Annotated in this window: 15 protein-coding genes and 1 pseudogene; 12 read left to right on the top strand and 4 right to left on the bottom strand. The window is 38.6% G+C overall.

From position 1 onward, the window contains the following. The first annotated feature begins 6 nt into the window (after nt 1–6). From J9318_RS11775 to J9318_RS11730, 10 genes and pseudogenes are all read left to right on the top strand, one after another. Entirely contained in the window at nt 7–903 is an 897-nt protein-coding gene (locus J9318_RS11775) for a copper resistance D family protein (RefSeq protein WP_210560104.1), read from the top strand. Between the two features lie 21 nt (nt 904–924). Continuing rightward, nucleotides 925–1,389: a YybH family protein gene (locus J9318_RS11770; protein WP_210560103.1), complete on the top strand. Its 465-nt coding sequence runs from the start codon at nt 925–927 to the stop codon at nt 1,387–1,389. 125 nt (nt 1,390–1,514) lie between these two features. Further along, nucleotides 1,515–1,937 carry a hypothetical protein gene (locus J9318_RS11765; protein ID WP_210560102.1) on the top strand — a complete coding sequence of 141 codons (423 nt, stop codon included), beginning with the start codon at nt 1,515–1,517 and terminating at the stop codon, nt 1,935–1,937. A gap of 310 nt (nt 1,938–2,247) precedes the next feature. Beyond that, nucleotides 2,248–2,661, top strand: a complete 414-nt coding sequence (locus J9318_RS11760) for a MerR family transcriptional regulator (protein WP_138522053.1) — start codon at nt 2,248–2,250, stop codon at nt 2,659–2,661. A 101-nt stretch (nt 2,662–2,762) separates the two neighbouring features. Continuing rightward, a complete protein-coding gene (locus J9318_RS11755; protein WP_210560101.1) occupies nt 2,763–5,000 on the top strand; it encodes a heavy metal translocating P-type ATPase in 2,238 nt (745 codons plus the stop codon). 17 nt (nt 5,001–5,017) lie between these two features. Further along, nucleotides 5,018–5,371: a cupredoxin domain-containing protein gene (locus tag J9318_RS11750; protein ID WP_210560100.1), complete on the top strand. Its 354-nt coding sequence runs from the start codon at nt 5,018–5,020 to the stop codon at nt 5,369–5,371. A 134-nt stretch (nt 5,372–5,505) separates the two neighbouring features. Beyond that, a complete protein-coding gene (locus J9318_RS11745; RefSeq protein WP_210560099.1) occupies nt 5,506–6,084 on the top strand; it encodes a recombinase family protein in 579 nt (192 codons plus the stop codon). Nucleotides 6,085–6,125: 41 nt separating this feature from the next. Then, complete coding sequence (locus tag J9318_RS11740) at nt 6,126–7,412, top strand: hypothetical protein (RefSeq protein WP_210560098.1); 1,287 nt, start codon at nt 6,126–6,128, stop codon at nt 7,410–7,412. Between the two features lie 167 nt (nt 7,413–7,579). After that, a pseudogene (locus J9318_RS11735) lies at nt 7,580–7,999 on the top strand (PhoH family protein); the annotation flags it as partial. Nucleotides 8,000–8,035: 36 nt separating this feature from the next. Then, nucleotides 8,036–11,617, top strand: coding sequence for an ATP-binding protein (locus tag J9318_RS11730; protein ID WP_210560097.1), 3,582 nt, complete (start codon nt 8,036–8,038; stop codon nt 11,615–11,617). A gap of 39 nt (nt 11,618–11,656) precedes the next feature. On the opposite strand, the gene J9318_RS11725 is transcribed toward J9318_RS11730, so the two are convergent. From J9318_RS11725 to nadK, 3 genes are all read right to left on the bottom strand, one after another. Beyond that, a complete protein-coding gene (locus tag J9318_RS11725; RefSeq protein WP_210560096.1) occupies nt 11,657–12,640 on the bottom strand; it encodes a hypothetical protein in 984 nt (327 codons plus the stop codon). A gap of 36 nt (nt 12,641–12,676) precedes the next feature. After that, nucleotides 12,677–14,350, bottom strand: coding sequence for a DNA repair protein RecN (gene recN / locus J9318_RS11720; protein WP_210560095.1), 1,674 nt, complete (start codon nt 14,348–14,350; stop codon nt 12,677–12,679). Between the two features lie 97 nt (nt 14,351–14,447). Beyond that, nucleotides 14,448–15,329 (bottom strand): NAD(+) kinase, encoded by an 882-nt coding sequence (nadK, locus tag J9318_RS11715; RefSeq protein WP_210560094.1) that lies wholly within the window; start codon nt 15,327–15,329, stop codon nt 14,448–14,450. 85 nt (nt 15,330–15,414) lie between these two features. Between nadK and hrcA the strand changes: the two genes are divergently transcribed. Beyond that, nucleotides 15,415–16,443, top strand: a complete 1,029-nt coding sequence (hrcA, locus tag J9318_RS11710) for a heat-inducible transcriptional repressor HrcA (protein WP_210560093.1) — start codon at nt 15,415–15,417, stop codon at nt 16,441–16,443. A 60-nt stretch (nt 16,444–16,503) separates the two neighbouring features. Continuing rightward, nucleotides 16,504–17,106 carry a nucleotide exchange factor GrpE gene (grpE, locus tag J9318_RS11705; protein ID WP_210560092.1) on the top strand — a complete coding sequence of 201 codons (603 nt, stop codon included), beginning with the start codon at nt 16,504–16,506 and terminating at the stop codon, nt 17,104–17,106. A gap of 90 nt (nt 17,107–17,196) precedes the next feature. Here the strand turns inward: grpE and J9318_RS11700 are convergent, their stop codons facing one another. Beyond that, on the bottom strand, nt 17,197–17,832 hold the full coding sequence (locus J9318_RS11700) for a DUF2959 domain-containing protein (RefSeq protein WP_244732093.1): 636 nt from the start codon (nt 17,830–17,832) through the stop codon (nt 17,197–17,199). Nucleotides 17,833–17,904 lie beyond the last annotated feature (72 nt).

Below are 17,904 nucleotides of genomic sequence, written 5' to 3'. Positions count from 1 at the left end.
ATTGCTATGGAAATGTATATCTGGAATACAGTCATTGTACTGTCAAAAATTGTATTTTACGTCGGTTTTGCCTGCATTGCTGGTTATACATTTTTCAAGCAAGTTTTTGAACAAAGTGAGCCTCATAATAACTTGGCAATAGCGAACCTAAAATGGATAAGGGCTTCTATAATCGTCGCTTTGATTGCAAATGCCATTTGGTTCTTCGCTAGTACTGGTGCGATGGTAGAAGAAGGCATTCAAGGTGCACTTGAACCTGATATGTTAGGTATTATTTGGGACTCTTCTATCGGTGATGGAACTTTACTTAGAGGACTTGGGTTAGTTCTAGCGATATTCGCGATTACGTCACACATTAAATTCAAATCTGTTGCGCTGAGCAACAACATAAAACAAAGCTTGTTAGGGCTTAGCCTTTTACTACTTTCCTACACCTTTAGCTTGTTCGGTCATGTATCTGAACTAGAAGTGTTCGAAAAAGTATTGTTGATGCTCCATGTGCTTGTTATGGCTTGGTGGTTCGGAGCGTTGTTTCCACTTAAACAAGCTTGCCATGAACAGGACTATGAGCAGCTCTACTCATTGATGGACAAGTTTGGAAGGCAAGCAAGTATCGCGGTGAGTCTATTGTTAATTGCTGGCCTTTGGTTAGCTTTTCAATTAGTCGGAAATGTTGGTGAGCTTTTTAGTTCAAGCTATGGGCAAACACTGTTGCTTAAATTAGCTCTCGTCACTTCGATATTGGGCATTGCAGCTAAGCACAAGTTAAAACTCGTCCCACAACTTAAAAATAGCGATGGTAGAGAAGCACTATCTAAATCTATCTCGATAGAAATGGTAGTCGCTTGTGCCATTTTATCTGTAACGGCAGGGCTTACTAGTGTTGTTGGCCCTGCAAATTAAAACTTAAAAGAGAAAATATAAATGAAAACAATAAATATATTACTCGTTTTATTAATGACGTTTAGTTTCGTAGCAAACGCTCATGGTGATAAGAACAAAGACAAAGGTTTGTTTAAAGGTATAGATACCCCTGCCGCAAAAGTTGTTTTGGCATTTCATCAAGCACTAGAAACGGGTAATAAGGATCTAGCAAGAGTACAGTTGGCTGATGATGTGACCATCTACGAGGGTGGCCGTGTTGAAAGAAGTGCTGATGAATATGCACATCACCATATGCTGTCGGATATGAAATATCTCGCTTCTATGAAGAGCAAAACACTAGAACACCAAGTGACGGTACTTGGAAACACCGCTATATCTGCCTCACGTAGCCACACTCAAGGTACATACAAAGGCAAAGAGCGTGATTATCAAGGCATGGAAACAATGGTTCTCGAAAAGCAAAACGGTGAATGGAAAATCAAGCACATTCATTGGTCACACTAATTTAATAGTCAAACAACGGAGAATTTTAAATGACTAAATATATCGCTGTAAGTACAAATGTTGACCTGTGTCATGAAAGTGTTTTGATAATCTGTTAGTGTTATGGTGCTATAGAAGGAATTAAAATGTCTAAACTTTTCAGATGGTTTAAAATAGTGATGATAACTGTGTTGCTCACGCAGCATGGCTTTGCTATTGCTAAACCAATGAATTGTGAAGAACATCATAAGGACTCTTCCGATACGCATATTATGCAACCAAGCAAAAATATGCACCATCAAACAATGCATGACAATACCCACCATCACACTGAAAATTTGCAAGATTCTAAACACAATCATGCCGATGAAGAGTGTGAAAAATGTAAAGCTGGTGATTGTCTATGCTGCGAAGGTGGCTTTTGTGCAAGCTTTCATTTAACTGCCTATCTTGTGCAAGAGGAAGAAGAAAGTAGCAGCAATATTAACTTAGACTTAATTTTTCAACGGATACCCCCGCCAGCCTCTGGCATCCATCTCTTACCTTATCGTCCCCCTATTATTAGCTAATCATGGGATCAGTGCGTCTTTTTTTCGCCATTCCCATCAAAAATAGAACGATATATTCATTGGTTTAAATAACCAACTGTTTTGAACAATTAGCACAATATTTTTGGGAGGCATGATGAACATGCTCAAATTATTGCAATTTACAGTAGTTAATACTGTCGATTTTGGCCGATATTCCCTCATTTCACCAAAAAATAGTTTTTTGCTTTTGTATTTTAAATCACAAATAAAAGTGCTTGACCTGTGTCTTAGACACAGGTCTAAGCTGTAGGTGAGAGTACAAACTTAGGTGAAAAACTAAGGAGTAAATATGAAAGTAACAGAGCTGGCAAAAAGCCTTGGAACGACTGCTGATACGGTGCGCTATTACACGCGATTGGGACTGTTAAAACCTGCTAAATCAGTGAACGGCTACAAGTCGTACTCGAATAAAGAGGTATCGAGACTTAAATTCATTTTAAGTGCCAGAAACCTTGGTTTTTCCGTTGCTGATATCAAGCAAATTCTTAATGAATCTGAAGATGGTAAAAGTGCGTGCCCATTAGTCAGAAGCCTGATCAAAGAGCGGCTTGAAGAAACAGAAAAACAGTTTCAAGCAATGTTGGCACTTCGAGGAAAAATGTCTTCAGCTCTTTCTCAATGGGAAGAAATGGAAGACAAAGCACCGACTGCAAACATGGTTTGTCATCTCATCGAAAACTTTGAACAAATTAAAAAGGCATAGGAGGAAAAATGGTGACTACTAATACAAATATAGAAACCGAATCAGGCTGTTGCTGTCAGGCAAAAGCTCAATCCTCTTCGTGTAAAAGTAAGGAGAATACGTTGGAGAAAGTATCACATAACCAACAGCTCATCATTGAAGGAGCTGGGTGTGCTAGCTGTGTAGGCAAAATTGAAGGGGCGTTAAAGGCAACTCTTGGTGTAGTCAGTGCGGAAATGAATTTTGCTGATAGGACTGTAACAGTTTCTGGGGCAGCTAAGACAGAAGAATTGATCAAAGCTGTTGAGTCTGTGGGGTATAACGCGAAGCCAATTGATGATAGCTCAGCAACAGATGCGCTTGACGAGAAAGAGGCGGCGGATTGGGCATATTACAAAAAGCTAATGCGCGATACGTTTATTGCCCTTTCACTCGGCGTTCCTTTGATGATCTACAGCATTGTGGTTGGAGAAATGACGGTTGAAACAAACCTTGAACGCATGTCTTGGCTGGTTGTAGGCATTTTAACTTTTGGTGTTATGTATTTTTCAGGTAAGCATTTTTATGTTGGTGCTTGGAAAAGCTTTAAAAACCACTCCGCTAATATGGACACTCTAATAGCTTTAGGAACAGGTACAGCTTGGGTGTATTCGATGGTTGTCGTGTTTGCACCTGAAGCCGTTCCATTGATGGCACGGCATGTTTATTTTGAAGCTACCGCCATGATCATTGGCTTAATTGATTTAGGTCTAGCATTAGAAATAAAAGCCAGAGGCAAAACCTCTGAGGCCATTAAACGTCTTATCGGCTTGCAAGCCAAAACAGCAACCGTGGTTCGTGACAACAAAGAAGTTCAGATTGGTATCGAGCAGGTTTTACTTAACGATATTGTGAAGGTAAAACCGGGTGAAAAAATTCCCGTCGATGGTGTGGTATTGGAAGGGCACACCTCTATTGATGAGTCCATGCTTACGGGCGAACCTATGCCTGTTGAAAAAGCCGAAGAAGATGAAGTTGTTGCAGGAACGTTAAACAAGTCAGGCATGATTTTGTTTAAAGCGACACGCGTAGGCAAAGACACGGCGCTTGCGCAAATCATCAATATGGTGAAACGAGCGCAAAATTCAAAACCACCGATTGGCCGCTTGGCCGATGTTATTTCAGCGTATTTCGTTCCTGTTGTCATGATCATCTCTATATTAAGTTCGCTAGCATGGCTTAACTTTGGTCCTGATCCTGCTATTGTTTTTGCCATCGTATCAGCAACTACCGTACTCATTATTGCATGCCCGTGTGCTTTGGGCTTGGCAACGCCCATGTCTGTCATGGTCGGAGTAGGAAAAGCAGCAGAAGCCGGAGTGCTTATTCGAAACGGAGAAGCGTTACAAACCGCCTCTAAAATCACTGCCATGATTTTAGATAAAACGGGCACTATTACTGAAGGGGCACCTAAGGTAACCGATATTGTTTTAGCAAAAGCTACTGACGAAAAAGACGTACTACAGCTTGCAGCAAGTTTAGAAAGCGGCTCAGAGCATCCTTTAGCGCAAGCGATTGTTGAAAGTGCGTTAGATCAGGATATTGAGTTACTAAAAATTGAATCGTTTAACGCTATTACGGGTTTTGGTGTAGAAGCAAGCTGCAATAATAAAGCCCTGCTTTTCGGAAACGATAAACTAATGAAGTTAAAAGGTATTGACCTTACTGGCTTTGTTGAACAAGCGCAGTCTTTAGCAAAAGAAGCCAAAACACCTATGTATTTTGCTGTTAATGGCGAGCTGGCAGCAATTATTGCTGTTGCAGATCCTATTAAGTCAGACTCAATTTCCGCGATTAAACGGCTTCAGACCAATGGGATTCGCGTCATCATGTTAACGGGCGATAACAAGGAAACCGCCGCCGCTGTTGCCAAAAAAGCGGGTATTAGTGAGTTTTTTGCTGAAGTGCTGCCAGAAGACAAAGCCAACAAGGTTAATGAGCTACAAGACAACGGCGAAACTGTTGGTATGACAGGAGATGGCATTAACGATGCGCCTGCACTTGCATTAGCCGATGTTGGTTTCGCAGTAGGCACAGGGACTGATGTAGCAATCGAAAGTTCTGATATTACCCTGATGCGTGGCTCACTTCACGGCCTTGCTGATGCCATAGCGGTAAGCAAAGCCACTTTACGAAATATCAAACAAAACTTGTTTGGCGCGTTTGTCTATAACGTAGCTGGGATTCCTTTTGCTGCGGGGATTCTATATCCCTTCTTTGGCATTCTGCTTAGCCCTGTAATTGCAGGTGCTGCAATGGCGTTTTCGTCATTGACCGTAGTGTCAAATGCAAATCGACTTCGCTTGTTTAAAGCAAAATAGCATTAAGGAGAAGCACGATGATGATAATTAACTTATTAGGCTTAATGTTAATCGCGCTGATCGTTTGGTGGTTTTGGCTGTACAAGCCTAACAAAACAATTGTGCAAAACAGTGAAGTGTTAATTGAAGTGAAAGATGGCGTGTATTCCCCATCTTCAATTCAGGTGTCTGCTAGCCAACCTGTCACCTTGAAGTTTATGCGCAAAGATCAATCCCCCTGCGCTGAAACAATGCTTATTCCATCATTGGAGATAAGCGAGCAGCTCAAATTAAATGAAATTACTCAAATTACCTTATCGAACTTATCACCGGGAGAGCATGAATTTCATTGTCAGATGCAAATGTATCGCGGTGTGTTAAAAGTAATTTAATTTTCATATAAACCATTTTAAGTATATTAAGTGTACGAATGTACCTATTAATTTTCGTTCATGAACGAAAGTGCTTTTGTAGACTTTCGTACACTTAGTTGGTAAGGTGTACGAAAGTTATAGGTTTCGTACATATGAAAGTTGGTTTTGCACGAGTATCAACTCATGAACAAGATTTAGCAGCTCAACTGTCAAAGTTGACTGACTTTGGTTGTGAAAAGGTTTTTCAAGGAAAGCAGTCAGGTGCTTCAGTTAGAAATGAAGAAAAATTAAAAGAGCTAATAGATTTTATTAGAGAAGGTGACGAAGTTATTGTTACTCGCCTCGACCGTTTGGGACGGTCGTTAAAATCTATTCTTGAGTCTATTGAAAGCATCCATAATAAAGGTGCTTGTTTAAACATTATTGACGGTTCACTCAATACAAAGAATGATAATCCGTTTTCCACCGCTATGATTAACCTGTGTGGAGTATTCGCTCAACTTGAGCGAGATTTGATAAAAGCAAGAACAGCAGAAGGCCGTGAAGAAGCTAAGGCTAAAGGCAAACATATGGGAAGATTGCCAGCTTTATCTGACAAACAAGCGAAAGAATTATATAAAGACAAGTTAAATGGTGACTCGATTTCAGCTTTAGCTAAAAAATATTCTGTTAGTCGCCCTACGGTTCACCGCACCATTGAAAGAATAGGAACGAAGAAGAATAAAAAGTAAGGAAAAGCTATGTGGTCTGACAAAGAATCTGATATTGATTATTGATTTTTAAATTAGGGCAAAGCATAGCAGACGTACATATAGAAAAACCTAAAGAGAATTATATAGTCGCTGGAGGTTTCAATGATTGGAAGTTACCTCGTCGTCTTGAAGTTACGACAGCATTCACAAGTAATCCTGCTAAGATAACTAAACATGGTTTTATTTCATTGATTCCTGATGCACCTCAACAGCCTTTCAACGGTTTAGCACAGCATGACCTATCCGTTTCATTAAGAATTCCAGATGAAGAAGAGGTAATTCGATGCCTCGTGTTAGATCATATTCATCGCTTCAGGTTTGAACATGACATGCGTTCTCATTTGGTTAAACCTAAATATTATGACTTGGAGTTATCTGATAAAGGTCAGAAACATCGTGGCGTTATTTCATTGTTTGATGGTGAACTATCTAAAGCCAAGATCTTAACGAATTCTTTTTGGCGTGGAATAGTTCGTAAATCTATAAAAAATTATAAGGCTTCATTCTCTTTGAACAAGCTAATATCAAAGATTGACCAGAATAATCAAGACAACCTTGCCCACATAACGGAACAAATGAGATTTACCAACGTTGGTCAGACGAAAAATTATTTAAGAAGTAATCTAAAAGACACAATAGAGTATTTAGTTCATCAAGGCGTTTTGCTTCAGGAGTATAGATGGCGTTGCTCATATTGCGGTAATGAAAATGGTTTGACTTTGGACACAATTAAATTGAATAACCATTGCTCCATTTGTGACCGAAATTATAATACACCAATAGATATGGAGTGGAGATACAAAATTGCCCCATTCATTACTTCTGCACTTATAGAGCAAAATGGGTTGACGGTTTTATGGGCTATTGATCATCTAATGGATGTATTCCGTCGCCCACAGTCTTTTTATTTGCCAGAAGTTAACCTTTATAAAAATCGTGATGACAATGACAAAAATGAGGTCGATTTGTTGGCCGTTATTGATGGAGAGTTCATAGCCGCAGAAGTCAAATTAAGTGCAGCTAGTTTCGTTGATTCTTCTGATGAAATAGCTAAATTTATAGATGAACTGAAAAGGCTAGCTCCTGATAAAGCATTTCTAATCTGCGAGCAATATTGTCAGGAACTAGCAAGTATTGATGAATATAAAAGTAAGCTAGATGAAGTAATCGTTAATGTACGTGAAAGTGTACCTAATTTAGACTTGAAAGTTATTGTCGCAAGTAACTTAATTGATTTTAATTCAGTGCCAAATGAAATTGGACCCTTAGGTGATAGGACAGATTCGTTCTTCCAAAGGTTGCAATAGTAGTTTTTTATGCCATAACTTGAATTAATAAGCTGGATTTTAAAAAATTGATGGTAGGTTGGCTAAGTTTTAAAATAGAATGAGACTAACTATGTTTCGATTAAGTTGCAATATAGTAATGATTTTTTATCTAACTTTTTGACAACCTAGGTGTGGATCTTAGGAAAACGGAGGAAGAGAAAATGGCTCCCTGGTTAGCCGCGATCACTGACTCACTTGAAGTGCTTCATAAACAAGACGAGAATCCAAGTTCAAGCGTTAATTACATAATGGAAAAGGCAAATATTCAGTTTAAATCGGTGAATTTTATGCGGGGTCGCAGTATTCAAAATGCGGTAGTGTTGCTTGATGAGTGTCAAAACCTAACGGCATCACAATTAAAGACAATCATCACTCGCTGTGGAGAAGGCACCAAACTAGTGTGCTCTGGTAATTTGTCACAAATTGATAGTAACTATTTAACTGCAGTCACTTCTGGTTTAACCTATATCGTTGAACGGTTTAAAAACTTCGAAGGGAGTGCAACGATAAACCTAAATGGTGTTGTGCGCAGTCGCTTGGCTCAATTTGCTGAGGAGAATTTGTAAGTAGTTAAACTTTTGTGATTTTCAAAAGGTAGTAATTTGAATCCTTTTATTAAAGGTAAAGTTGATAAAATTGCAATAACCAGCATTTTGCTGGTTATTTTCTTGGTATGTGTAGTCATGTACCCTTTTTATCAAAGCCAAAAACAAAACTATTTAAAAACTGCCTTTGTTGAAGAAGAGCTCAGTCTTGAACGAATTGAATTTAAAATAGCCTTCGCCAAAGAACAGCTTGCAAATGCCGGCTCGGTTATCGTAGACACTTTAAAACTACGAGCTAAGGTGAGTTATAACGACAATAGCAACGACAACCACGCTGTAAATCAAACATTACTACTTAATCCCAATGCGGCAAGGGTAAAACATTACTCACTATTGTCATCGAATATGACAAAGTCTTTAAAATCGACATCTGCGTTGCCACTGCATTACGTTATGACTGAATCCAGTCATTTTTATCCTGCAATAGAGATGTTAACTCGAAGTAAAATTATCGAATCAATCTCTCTCATCGCGGATATGGGGAATTATGGTTTTCAAGCAATTCATTCAAAGAAAGAAGATATATCCATTTCTCTAATGGAATGGCTAAATATAAATAGCGATAAAATTAGTGCTAAAGGTAAATTGAGTGAAGTGGTTTTTACTCCGCCTTTAGCAAATCGAAATGCACTGGAAAACTATTTATTAGTTGCCATTCCAGTTACCAACAAACAGCCCGTTTATCTAGTGATCGAATTAAATCAGTCAGAATTGATGCTTGATATTGCAAGCGAGACTAAATATGTACTGTGGCAAAAAAATAACGGCCGGGTCGTTAGCTCTAATATATTAATTGATACAGAGTCTTCTTCAAATGTACAAAACTATTTATTAACTCGTTATGTCCCAGAGCCTTGGCATGAACTTATTTTTTTGAGCCAACAAAGTGATGCTCGGTATTCAACAATCGATGAGCAAGAGTATGTTTTAAAAATAGAAAATATAGAACACTCAAATTATTTCGCATTCTTTTTTAAAAGAAATGAAATGTTTATTGATGAAGTTTGGCGACTATCAATGACCGAAGGCATCAAGTTAATGATGTTTGGCGGTGTTGGACTAACCATAATCTATTTGCTCATCTTTTATATGTTCGCCAAGCCAATATCTAACTTTTTAAATTTTATTGAACAGCAAAATAGCTTATACGGCAATCAGTTCGTGAAAAAGCCAAAAGGTTGGGAGCCGTGGTTCGAGAAAATAGCGTTGTCGTACGAAGATAATAGGAAACTGTTTAATTCGTTGGTTATAAAAAACAAACAGCTTGATGAGAAAATTTTACAACGTACGCATGAATTACAGTTGCAAACTATCTCCAAAGATCGAAACCTTGCTCTAAACCGCGCCATCATCAACTCTATGCCCGATATGATTTACTATAAAAATGTAGACGGTAGTTTTGTTGGTTGTAACAAAGCGTTTGAAAAGCTTTGTGGTGTCGTAGAGAGTGACTTGGTGACTTTAACAGTAGAAGATATTTTTAGTGCTGAGACGTCAGAAAAGTTAACTAATTTTGATTTTCAGGCATTAAAGTCGAAAAGGTTGTTCTCGGCAAAAATATGGCAAAAAATTAATACCGATGACGTTTATGTAAATTGGTTAGTTGCGCCAATCACAAATGCTGATGGTGAAGTGTTAGGCACTGTAGGTTTAGGTCGAGACATAACTGAACAAGAAGCAAACTTTAGACAAGTTGAAAAAGCTAGGCAAGACGCGGAACAGGCTAACCAAGCAAAAAGTGAATTTATTGCAAACATGAGTCATGAGATTCGAACACCTATGAACGCCGTAATGGGAATGCTTGAATTGTTAACGAGTACTGATCCTTCGCCACTTCAACGCACCTACTTAGGTGTTGCAGAGTCCTCATCAAGACATCTATTACAAGTTATAAACGATATACTAGATTTCTCTAAAATGAATGCGGGGATGCTCGAGCTAAACTACGATGACGTAAATTTACATGATGTATTAGACGTTTCATTCGCCAATAGCTTAAGTGCAGCGATGGAAAAAGGCTTAATTTTAGATATCGATCTGCCTATTGGATTTCCAGTGCATTACCGCGCAGATAAAATCCGCCTCAGCCAAATATTAACTAATTTAATTAACAATGCGGTTAAGTTTACAAACGAAGGGAGTGTAACCTTTAAAGGCCGTGTGATGACTCAAAAAGATAACGAGGTAATGTTATGTTTTAGTATTTCTGACACCGGCATAGGGATCCCTACCAGTAGACAGCGCATTGTATTTGATGCCTTTTCTCAAGCGGATACTTCAATAACACGACAATATGGTGGTACAGGACTTGGCTTAGCGATTGTATTTCAGCTGGTGGAGATGATGAATGGCGAAGTTAGATTAGAAAGTGAAGAGGGAACCGGTACAAGTTTTCACGTTATATTGCCGCTAGAGCTGTCGGAAGCATATGAGAATAAACCAATTAAAAAACGTTCTTGGGTTATATTTGCGACTAACCCAAAATTGGAAGGTTTTCTTCTAGATAAATTAAATGGCGATCAACAGACAGTCGTTAAATTACAAGATACAGACGCTGGTGTTGAAGCTGCAGCAGGCAATACAGTATTGATTTGCCAACCCGCATTGCTAGAGTTGCTTCCTGAAGATTGGCGTCAAGCAATCACGGAAGGTAAAGTGGAATACCAACCGATAGTATTTAACTTATCGAACTTCACAAAGTCCATGTTGGGTTCATTGCCTTACCGACCAATCTTATCTATGCCTTTTAGTACCGAACTATTAGTTAGTAACGAGCAAGTTGATAATAAGCTTGATGAGAAGACGGTGCTTTGTGAGGGTAGGCACATACTCATTGTTGAAGATAATACAGTTAATCAACAGGTTACGGCCTTAATTTTGGACTCAATTGGAGCAACCTACGATATTGCAGAAAACGGTTTAGTAGGACTAAGGTTGGTCAACAGTAATCGTTATGATGCCGCACTAGTTGATATTCAGATGCCAGTAATGGACGGATTAACTTTTGCAAAAAAGGTTAGGTCTCAAAGTCGATTTGAGTCATTGCCACTTATCGCTATGACTGCACATACTTACCCTGAGGACAAGCAACGCTCTATGAGGGCGGGGATGTCGTTACATATTAATAAGCCCATTGAGCGAAGTAGTTTAATTGAGGCATTAAAAACCTTCTTGGAGTTTGACAAAACAGCTAATCCTAAAGAGCCTTCTATACCAGCCCTAGTTGAGCAAACAAACCCAGCAGAAGTGTTAGATAAAGAAAACTTATTGGCACAGGTTGGAGGTAACTTTGGATTAATGTTGAAGTTATTAACTCTTTTCAAGGTGTCAAAGTTAGATGAATTAAAAATGCTTCAATCTAACGTTTTAGAGTTCGATTCTTTTACGCTATTTTCTAAGCTACACAACTATGAAGGAATGTTGGCTAATATTAGAGCCAGCGAGAGTGTCCTGGTTATTCAGCAGCTTAGAGCTGCTTTAAAAGCCAATGATACTGACATGATTACAGTTGCTACTAAAAATTGGGAAGACTCTTTACAACGGTTAATTAAGGAAATAAATACAATAATATCGCAATAACTTTTATACAATAATGATAGTGTAAAAGTTACATACGACTTAGTACAACTTCTCCAATTGGTAAATGCCAGCGTCAATATATCGCATAGAACTTGGAGACGCTTCTGCGATAGGAATTAATGCGGGACCGACGGGTTCTGTCAACACAAAACTTAAACCATCAAGTTCTATAACTTCATCATCTGATAGAACTGACATATTAATCCCAAGTAGGGCATGTTGTGGCAGATAAATCATTATCATTCTTAGGTTTGGATAAATTTGTTTCATTAGATGCGCAAACAAGGTGGCTTTGCTATCGCAATCCCCTTTATTATTGCTAATAACATGAATGGGAGGTAAATATCCCGCACCGTTACTTGTTGTTCTATCCTCAATCTCATCGTATGGAATCGTTTGAATCCAACTCAATAAAAACTCGGCCATTTTTCTTGCTGAGACTCCAGGAAGTTTTTCTTTCAGTGCATTAACAATAGGAAGAGTAGCTTCGGTACCTTCTAAAACAAAACGATGATGGTCTGGTTTAAAGTACAAGTTATTTGATTGCCCAGTGCCGACAATGTTGTCAAACTCAATATAATATTCTTTTTTTAGATAGACTTTCAAAGAGTCGGTATAAACCTTATTCAAGTGCTCCTGCGTTTTACGATTCCATTCCGGGTCCCGACTTCGTAAGCTAAACTCAATGTTGTTGTTGTTACTAGGTAATATTTTTACTTGGCCTTCTTTAGGATTTAATTCACTTATCGCTATTTTTAATTGCTTAAGCGAAAACATCCTTAACAAAGAAGGTCTTAATGCCTTAAAGTGCCGAAATTCATTACTGAGTTTTTGTTTAGAGAGCTCAAAATCAAACGTTTGCTCGTTTTTATTTTCATCTAACCAATGATACTTAAAGTTGATGCTAGCGCCCAAATCTGTCTGATTAAAACTGAGCTGTTTTGCCATAATGGCAGGTGATAGCAATATCAGCAAAAAAATCGAGATTAAGATCATGAATCTATTTACAAAAGTCAGGTTCATAGTTTCCTTAGTTACAGATCAAATACTCATATAACATCAAGCTGCTTGTGCCACCGCTAATAACTCTTTGGCATTCGCTCGGGTGGTATCCGATATAATATCGCCACCGAGCAGCCTAGCTAACTCTTCAATTCGTTCATTTTCAGATAACAATGACATTTGTGTTTCAGTCACGTTTTTTACATTAAACTTGTTTACAAACTGCTGTTGCTGACCAAAGCTTGCGACTTGGGGTAAGTGAGTAACGCAAATTACTTGCGTATTTTTACTTAGCGCTTTCATCAATCTTCCTACTGCAGTTGCTGTTGGACCAGAAACACCAACGTCAACTTCATCAAACAATAATGTAGGCGTTGTTACCTTTTCTGCAATAATAACTTGGATCGCTAAACTAATCCGACTGAGTTCACCACCTGATGCTACTTTTGCTAGTGGTTGTAGAGATTGACCTTGGTTTGCGCATACTAAAAACTCAACACTATCAAACCCAAACTTTGCCATAGCCTGCTGGTCGCTTCGAACTCGCAACTCAAATTTAGCTCCAGACATGTTTAAACTTTGCATGCTCTTTGTTATTTGGGTGGTTAATTTCGCTGCATTTTTTGCTCTAATAGCACTGAGCTTAGTCGCTAATTCATAATATTGTGCTTTTGCGTGTTCAATTTCTAGCACTAAAGCGTCAAGTCTTTCATCTGTTGATGATAAACTTTCAAGCTCTGCAGTTAATATCTCTAGATGTTCAGGAAGTTGGTTCGGTTCAACTTGATGTTTGCGAGCTAAATCAACTAACGTTGAAAGGCGTTGTTCTATTTCATTTAAGCGCTCTGGGTTGATATCTAAATTATCTGAATAACCTCGTAGTTCACTTGCACCTTCTTCAAGCTGTATAATTGCCGTGTTGATTAACTCCACTGTGGGGTTTAGTTGTTCGTCAATGTTGGCTGCACGACTTAAAATAGACATTGCATTTTGCAATGCAGAATAGGCATTGCCGTTTTCACTTTCGTATAGAATGTCTAATGCGCTTAGGCTGTCGGCAAGTAAAGATTGTCCATGGTGCAGTCTTTGATGTTCTTTCTCAATCTCAATATACTCATCAGCAATTAGCTCTGCTTCAATTAATTCATTTACTTGATAGTCGAGGAGTTGTTTCTGTGCACTAAACTCTTCCTGTTGGAGTTGTAATTCTTTTAACTCTTGGCCCTTATTTTGCCATAAACGATAAGCGTCGCTAACTTGTTGAGCAAGTATTTCAGAATCACCATACTCGTCGAGTAACTTACGTTGATAATCGGCTTTGGTTAACAATGTATGAGCATGCTGGCCGTGAATGCTAACCAGTTGAGATCCCAAGGACTTTAATTGTGATGCCGGAACTGGCGTACCATTTATATAAGCTTTTGAGCGACCCTCTTTAGATATGACACGACGTAATATGCAGTCGCTATCACTTAATAAGTCGTTTTCTTTTAACCAAGCTTTTGCAGTATGAAGGTTTTCAATGTCAAAACTAGCTATAACTTCAGCTTTATCAGCACCAGAGCGAACCATGCCTGCATCGCAGCGCTCACCCAACGCTTGAGCTAAGGCGTCTATAGCAATAGATTTACCAGCACCTGTTTCACCTGTAATGGTTGTCATAGCACTATGCCAATTCACTTCTAATTGGCGGACAATAGCGAAATTTTTAATAGCGATAGAAACTAGCATAAAAGATTTATCATTAAATTAAACAACTGTTGTTACATACAGTAATTGAGTTTTTTTATTCTGTCCAATTTTAATTCACAAACTTTTATATTTTGTTTTAGTAGTTTTGCCGACCCCAGTTTAACTTCTTTCTTAGCACGTCGTAATAATCATGATCAACAGGGTGAATTAATCTTAGTCCAAGGGGATGTTTCTTAATAATTACCTCATCACCTGGCATGACTGATAGCATGATATGACTATCACAACTTATTTGAAGTTGAGCGTCGTTAGAGTTTGAAACAACAATTTTTACTTCACTATCAGCATCTATTACTAACGGTCGACTGCTTAAAGTATGGGGGAACATAGGTATTAGTGATATGGCGTTGAGGTCTGGGTGCACGATTGGACCGCCTCCTGACAATGAGTAGGCCGTAGACCCAGTTGGCGTGCTCACGATTAACCCGTCTGAACGTTGATGAAAAACAAAACTGTCATTAATGTAAGCTTCAAACTCTATCATGTGCGCGATCTTGTCTGCATGCAGCACCACTTCGTTCATGGCCGAATTACTCGCTTTTACTGTTTGATGGCGGTGAACACTCACATCCAGTAGAAAACGCATTTCTGTTTTATAGTGACCTTTTAAAACAGATTTTAGTGTGTCTTCAAAATTCTCGGGGTCTAAGTCGGTAAGAAAGCCTAGATTGCCTCGATTAACGCCAATAACAGCAACATCAAAACGACTTAACACTCTGGCTGCACCAAGCATGTTGCCGTCACCTCCTACCACGATAGCCAAATCACATTGCTGTCCTAGCTCGACTAAATTTGCCGATTTAATTTTTCTATCCGTTACATATTCGGAAATTTGCTCATCGACAATCACGTTTAATGATTCACCAATTAAAAATTGATAGAGTTCATTAACGGTTTGCATAGTAGCGTCATGATTTGCTTTGCCTATCAAACCAATTGTTTTAAAGTGTTTGTCCATTGAATATTTCCAAGTTGCCCAGATATTAGCATAAAGGCGTTATAGCTTGTTTCACCCTGAAAATGAAGTCAGAGTATTAATTTAGATGACAAAAATAAATAAAAATCAAAGAACTGAAGCCGTATTAGAGCTTGTAATTGAAAGTTATCTAAAACTTGGGATTCCTATTTCGTCAAAATTCATCGTGGCAGAGTCTGAAATAAATGCAAGTCCGGCGACAATACGTAATGTAATGATGGGACTTGAAAGTGATGGACTCATTTTTTCGCCTCATACGAGTGCTGGGCGTATTCCTACTACTGCGGGGTTAAGATATTACGTTAATCAGTTATTAAGTTTTGCATCAGCAGATAATGGTGTTCTGCAGCAACTTAGTGCGAGCTTAGAAAAAACGCGTACCCCTCCAGAAATGTGTAACAAAGCCGCTAGAATGATCGCAGATATGACAAACCTTACAGGTCTAGTTGCGATGCCAAAGACCAACAACATCATAATTCGACAGCTTGAGTTAGTTCGCCTAGCAGATCAGCGCTTGTTATGTGTATTAATCGATCAACATGATGAAGTTCAAAACCGAGTCATAGACTTACCGTTTGTCGTAACCGATGAACTGCTTCAAACTACATTGCATATGTTGAACTCTGCATTAGCCGGTTTTTCATTAGATGAAGGGCAAAAAAGGCTAGCGTACTTTATGAAACAAAGTAGTGAGCAAGTACAAGCACTAGTTAAAGAGGCATTATTTGGTGACTCAGTGGAGTTGAATGAGCAAGTCTTATTTCGGGCTGGAGAAACTCGATTGATTCACGACGAAATTGCGAATGATACCGCCAGCTTACGAAAGGTTTTAAAAAGTGTGTCGAGCATAAATACACTGCAACCACTATTTTCTGCCTGCTGCTCAAGTCCTAATATTCACGTGTTTATAGGTGATGAAATTGGTATAGAATCGCTTCGTAACTGCTCAATTGTAGCGAAGTCATTTTACAAAGATAATAAAGTGGCGGGGGTAATGGCGGTTGTCGGTCCAAAACGAATGGATTATCAGTCAGTGATACTTTCCGTCGATTTGTCGACTAATATTCTAACATCAGCCTTGAATCATCAGCAGTAATCCCCATAATACGGACCATACACATTTTATTTAACACATCAGTTTGGAGTAGTAAGACTCATGTCTGAACAAGAGCCTAATAAACAAGCAGAAAATGCGCAAGAAGTAGAAATTAACGAAGCCGAAGTGGTTACTGAAGAAGTAAATACTGAAAGCGCTGATGGTGCTGTAGAAACAGCAGACGATCAAATCGCAAAATTAGAAGCTGAACTTGCTGCAGCTAATGCACAAATTGATGCACAAAAAGAGTCAGTAGTAAGAGCCGCAGCCGACGTTGAAAATATTCGCCGCCGTGCCGCTCAAGATGTAGAAAAAGCTCATAAGTTTGCATTAGAAAAGTTTGTTAATGAGTTACTGCCAGTGCTTGACAATATGGAACGTGCCATTGAGTTTTCTGATAAAGAAAACGAGACACTTAAGCCGGTTCTTGAAGGTGTTGAGCTAACACAAAAGTCATTTGTTGATGCAGTTGCAAAGTTTGGCGTTGAAATTGTTGACCCACAAGGTCAAAAGTTTAATGCGGAATTTCATCAAGCGATGGCAATGCAACCTTCTGCAGATGTAGAGCCAAATACGGTTATTGCTGTTATGCAAAAAGGTTTTACACTAAATGGTCGTTTACTACGTCCTGCAATGGTTATGGTATCTAAAGCAGCGGACTAGTTGCGACTCACGTTTTAAACGTTTAAAAAAAGCACCTTTATTGGTGCTTTTTTTGTATCGTACTGTTTTGATTACCAAGTTAGATTTTAATTACTGTTTTAGCGCCGCAATAAATTGATTTGATTCGTCAACCGCTTTGCTCATGTCGGTAATTAAAGAAGATATCTCCGACTTTAAAGAATCAAACTCGCCTTTTATAGCTGAAATAGCCGCTGCATTTAAGTTATGCTTTAGATAAAGAACATTGTCTTTTAATGTTGCTAAGATTGGGTCCATTTTTGACTCCGCTCGACGCATACTTCTGAGGAGCTGTGAAAATTGGCGTTTAGTTTGTTTTAGTTTTTTTTCACTGGCATTGCGTAAAGATGCATTACTATATTGGGCTAGTTCTTGTTGCCATTCATCAAAAAGATCTTCGGCAACATCTTCTACTGAATCTATACGTTTACTCACAACCGATGCTGAGCTTAAGCTCGACTCATAATCATCATTAAGTTGTTGGTAAACTTTTTCAATTTCGCCACCATCAAAGTTTGATAGTAACACCAGACGTTCGTAAGCACTTTTAAACTCTTCTTGAGTGTCGGTTTGAGCGTCTCTGGCTTCTTCGACGCGATCGACTAAAATTTCTCGCTTATGAACGCCCACTTTTTCCATTGCTGCGTAATAGGCTGACTGGCATGCTGTTAATGAAAAAACAGCTGAAACTAAAGCCAATGTTTTGATTAATTTCACAGTAAACTCACTTATTATTTTTTATATAACATTTAGTATAAGAAACGTATCGGCAAAAACTAC

The organism is Psychrosphaera aestuarii (assembly GCF_017948405.1).
GTDB lineage: Bacteria > Pseudomonadota > Gammaproteobacteria > Enterobacterales > Alteromonadaceae > Psychrosphaera > Psychrosphaera aestuarii.
Note: the sequence above shows the minus strand (reverse complement) of the source record. Positions and strands in the feature narration are given on the sequence as shown.

Excerpts from the sequence above, each read along its gene's own strand:
- J9318_RS11745 (WP_210560099.1), top strand. The coding sequence starts at position 5,506 with ATGAAAGTTGGTTTTGCACGAGTATCAACTCATGAACAAGATTTAGCA.
- J9318_RS11765 (WP_210560102.1), top strand. The coding sequence starts at position 1,515 with ATGTCTAAACTTTTCAGATGGTTTAAAATAGTGATGATAACTGTGTTG.
- hrcA (WP_210560093.1), top strand. The coding sequence starts at position 15,415 with ATGACAAAAATAAATAAAAATCAAAGAACTGAAGCCGTATTAGAGCTT.
- nadK (WP_210560094.1), bottom strand. The coding sequence starts at position 15,329 with ATGGACAAACACTTTAAAACAATTGGTTTGATAGGCAAAGCAAATCAT.
- J9318_RS11770 (WP_210560103.1), top strand. The coding sequence starts at position 925 with ATGAAAACAATAAATATATTACTCGTTTTATTAATGACGTTTAGTTTC.
- J9318_RS11750 (WP_210560100.1), top strand. The coding sequence starts at position 5,018 with ATGATGATAATTAACTTATTAGGCTTAATGTTAATCGCGCTGATCGTT.
- J9318_RS11760 (WP_138522053.1), top strand. The coding sequence starts at position 2,248 with ATGAAAGTAACAGAGCTGGCAAAAAGCCTTGGAACGACTGCTGATACG.
- J9318_RS11775 (WP_210560104.1), top strand. The coding sequence starts at position 7 with ATGGAAATGTATATCTGGAATACAGTCATTGTACTGTCAAAAATTGTA.
- J9318_RS11725 (WP_210560096.1), bottom strand. The coding sequence starts at position 12,640 with ATGAACCTGACTTTTGTAAATAGATTCATGATCTTAATCTCGATTTTT.
- grpE (WP_210560092.1), top strand. The coding sequence starts at position 16,504 with ATGTCTGAACAAGAGCCTAATAAACAAGCAGAAAATGCGCAAGAAGTA.
- recN (WP_210560095.1), bottom strand. The coding sequence starts at position 14,350 with ATGCTAGTTTCTATCGCTATTAAAAATTTCGCTATTGTCCGCCAATTA.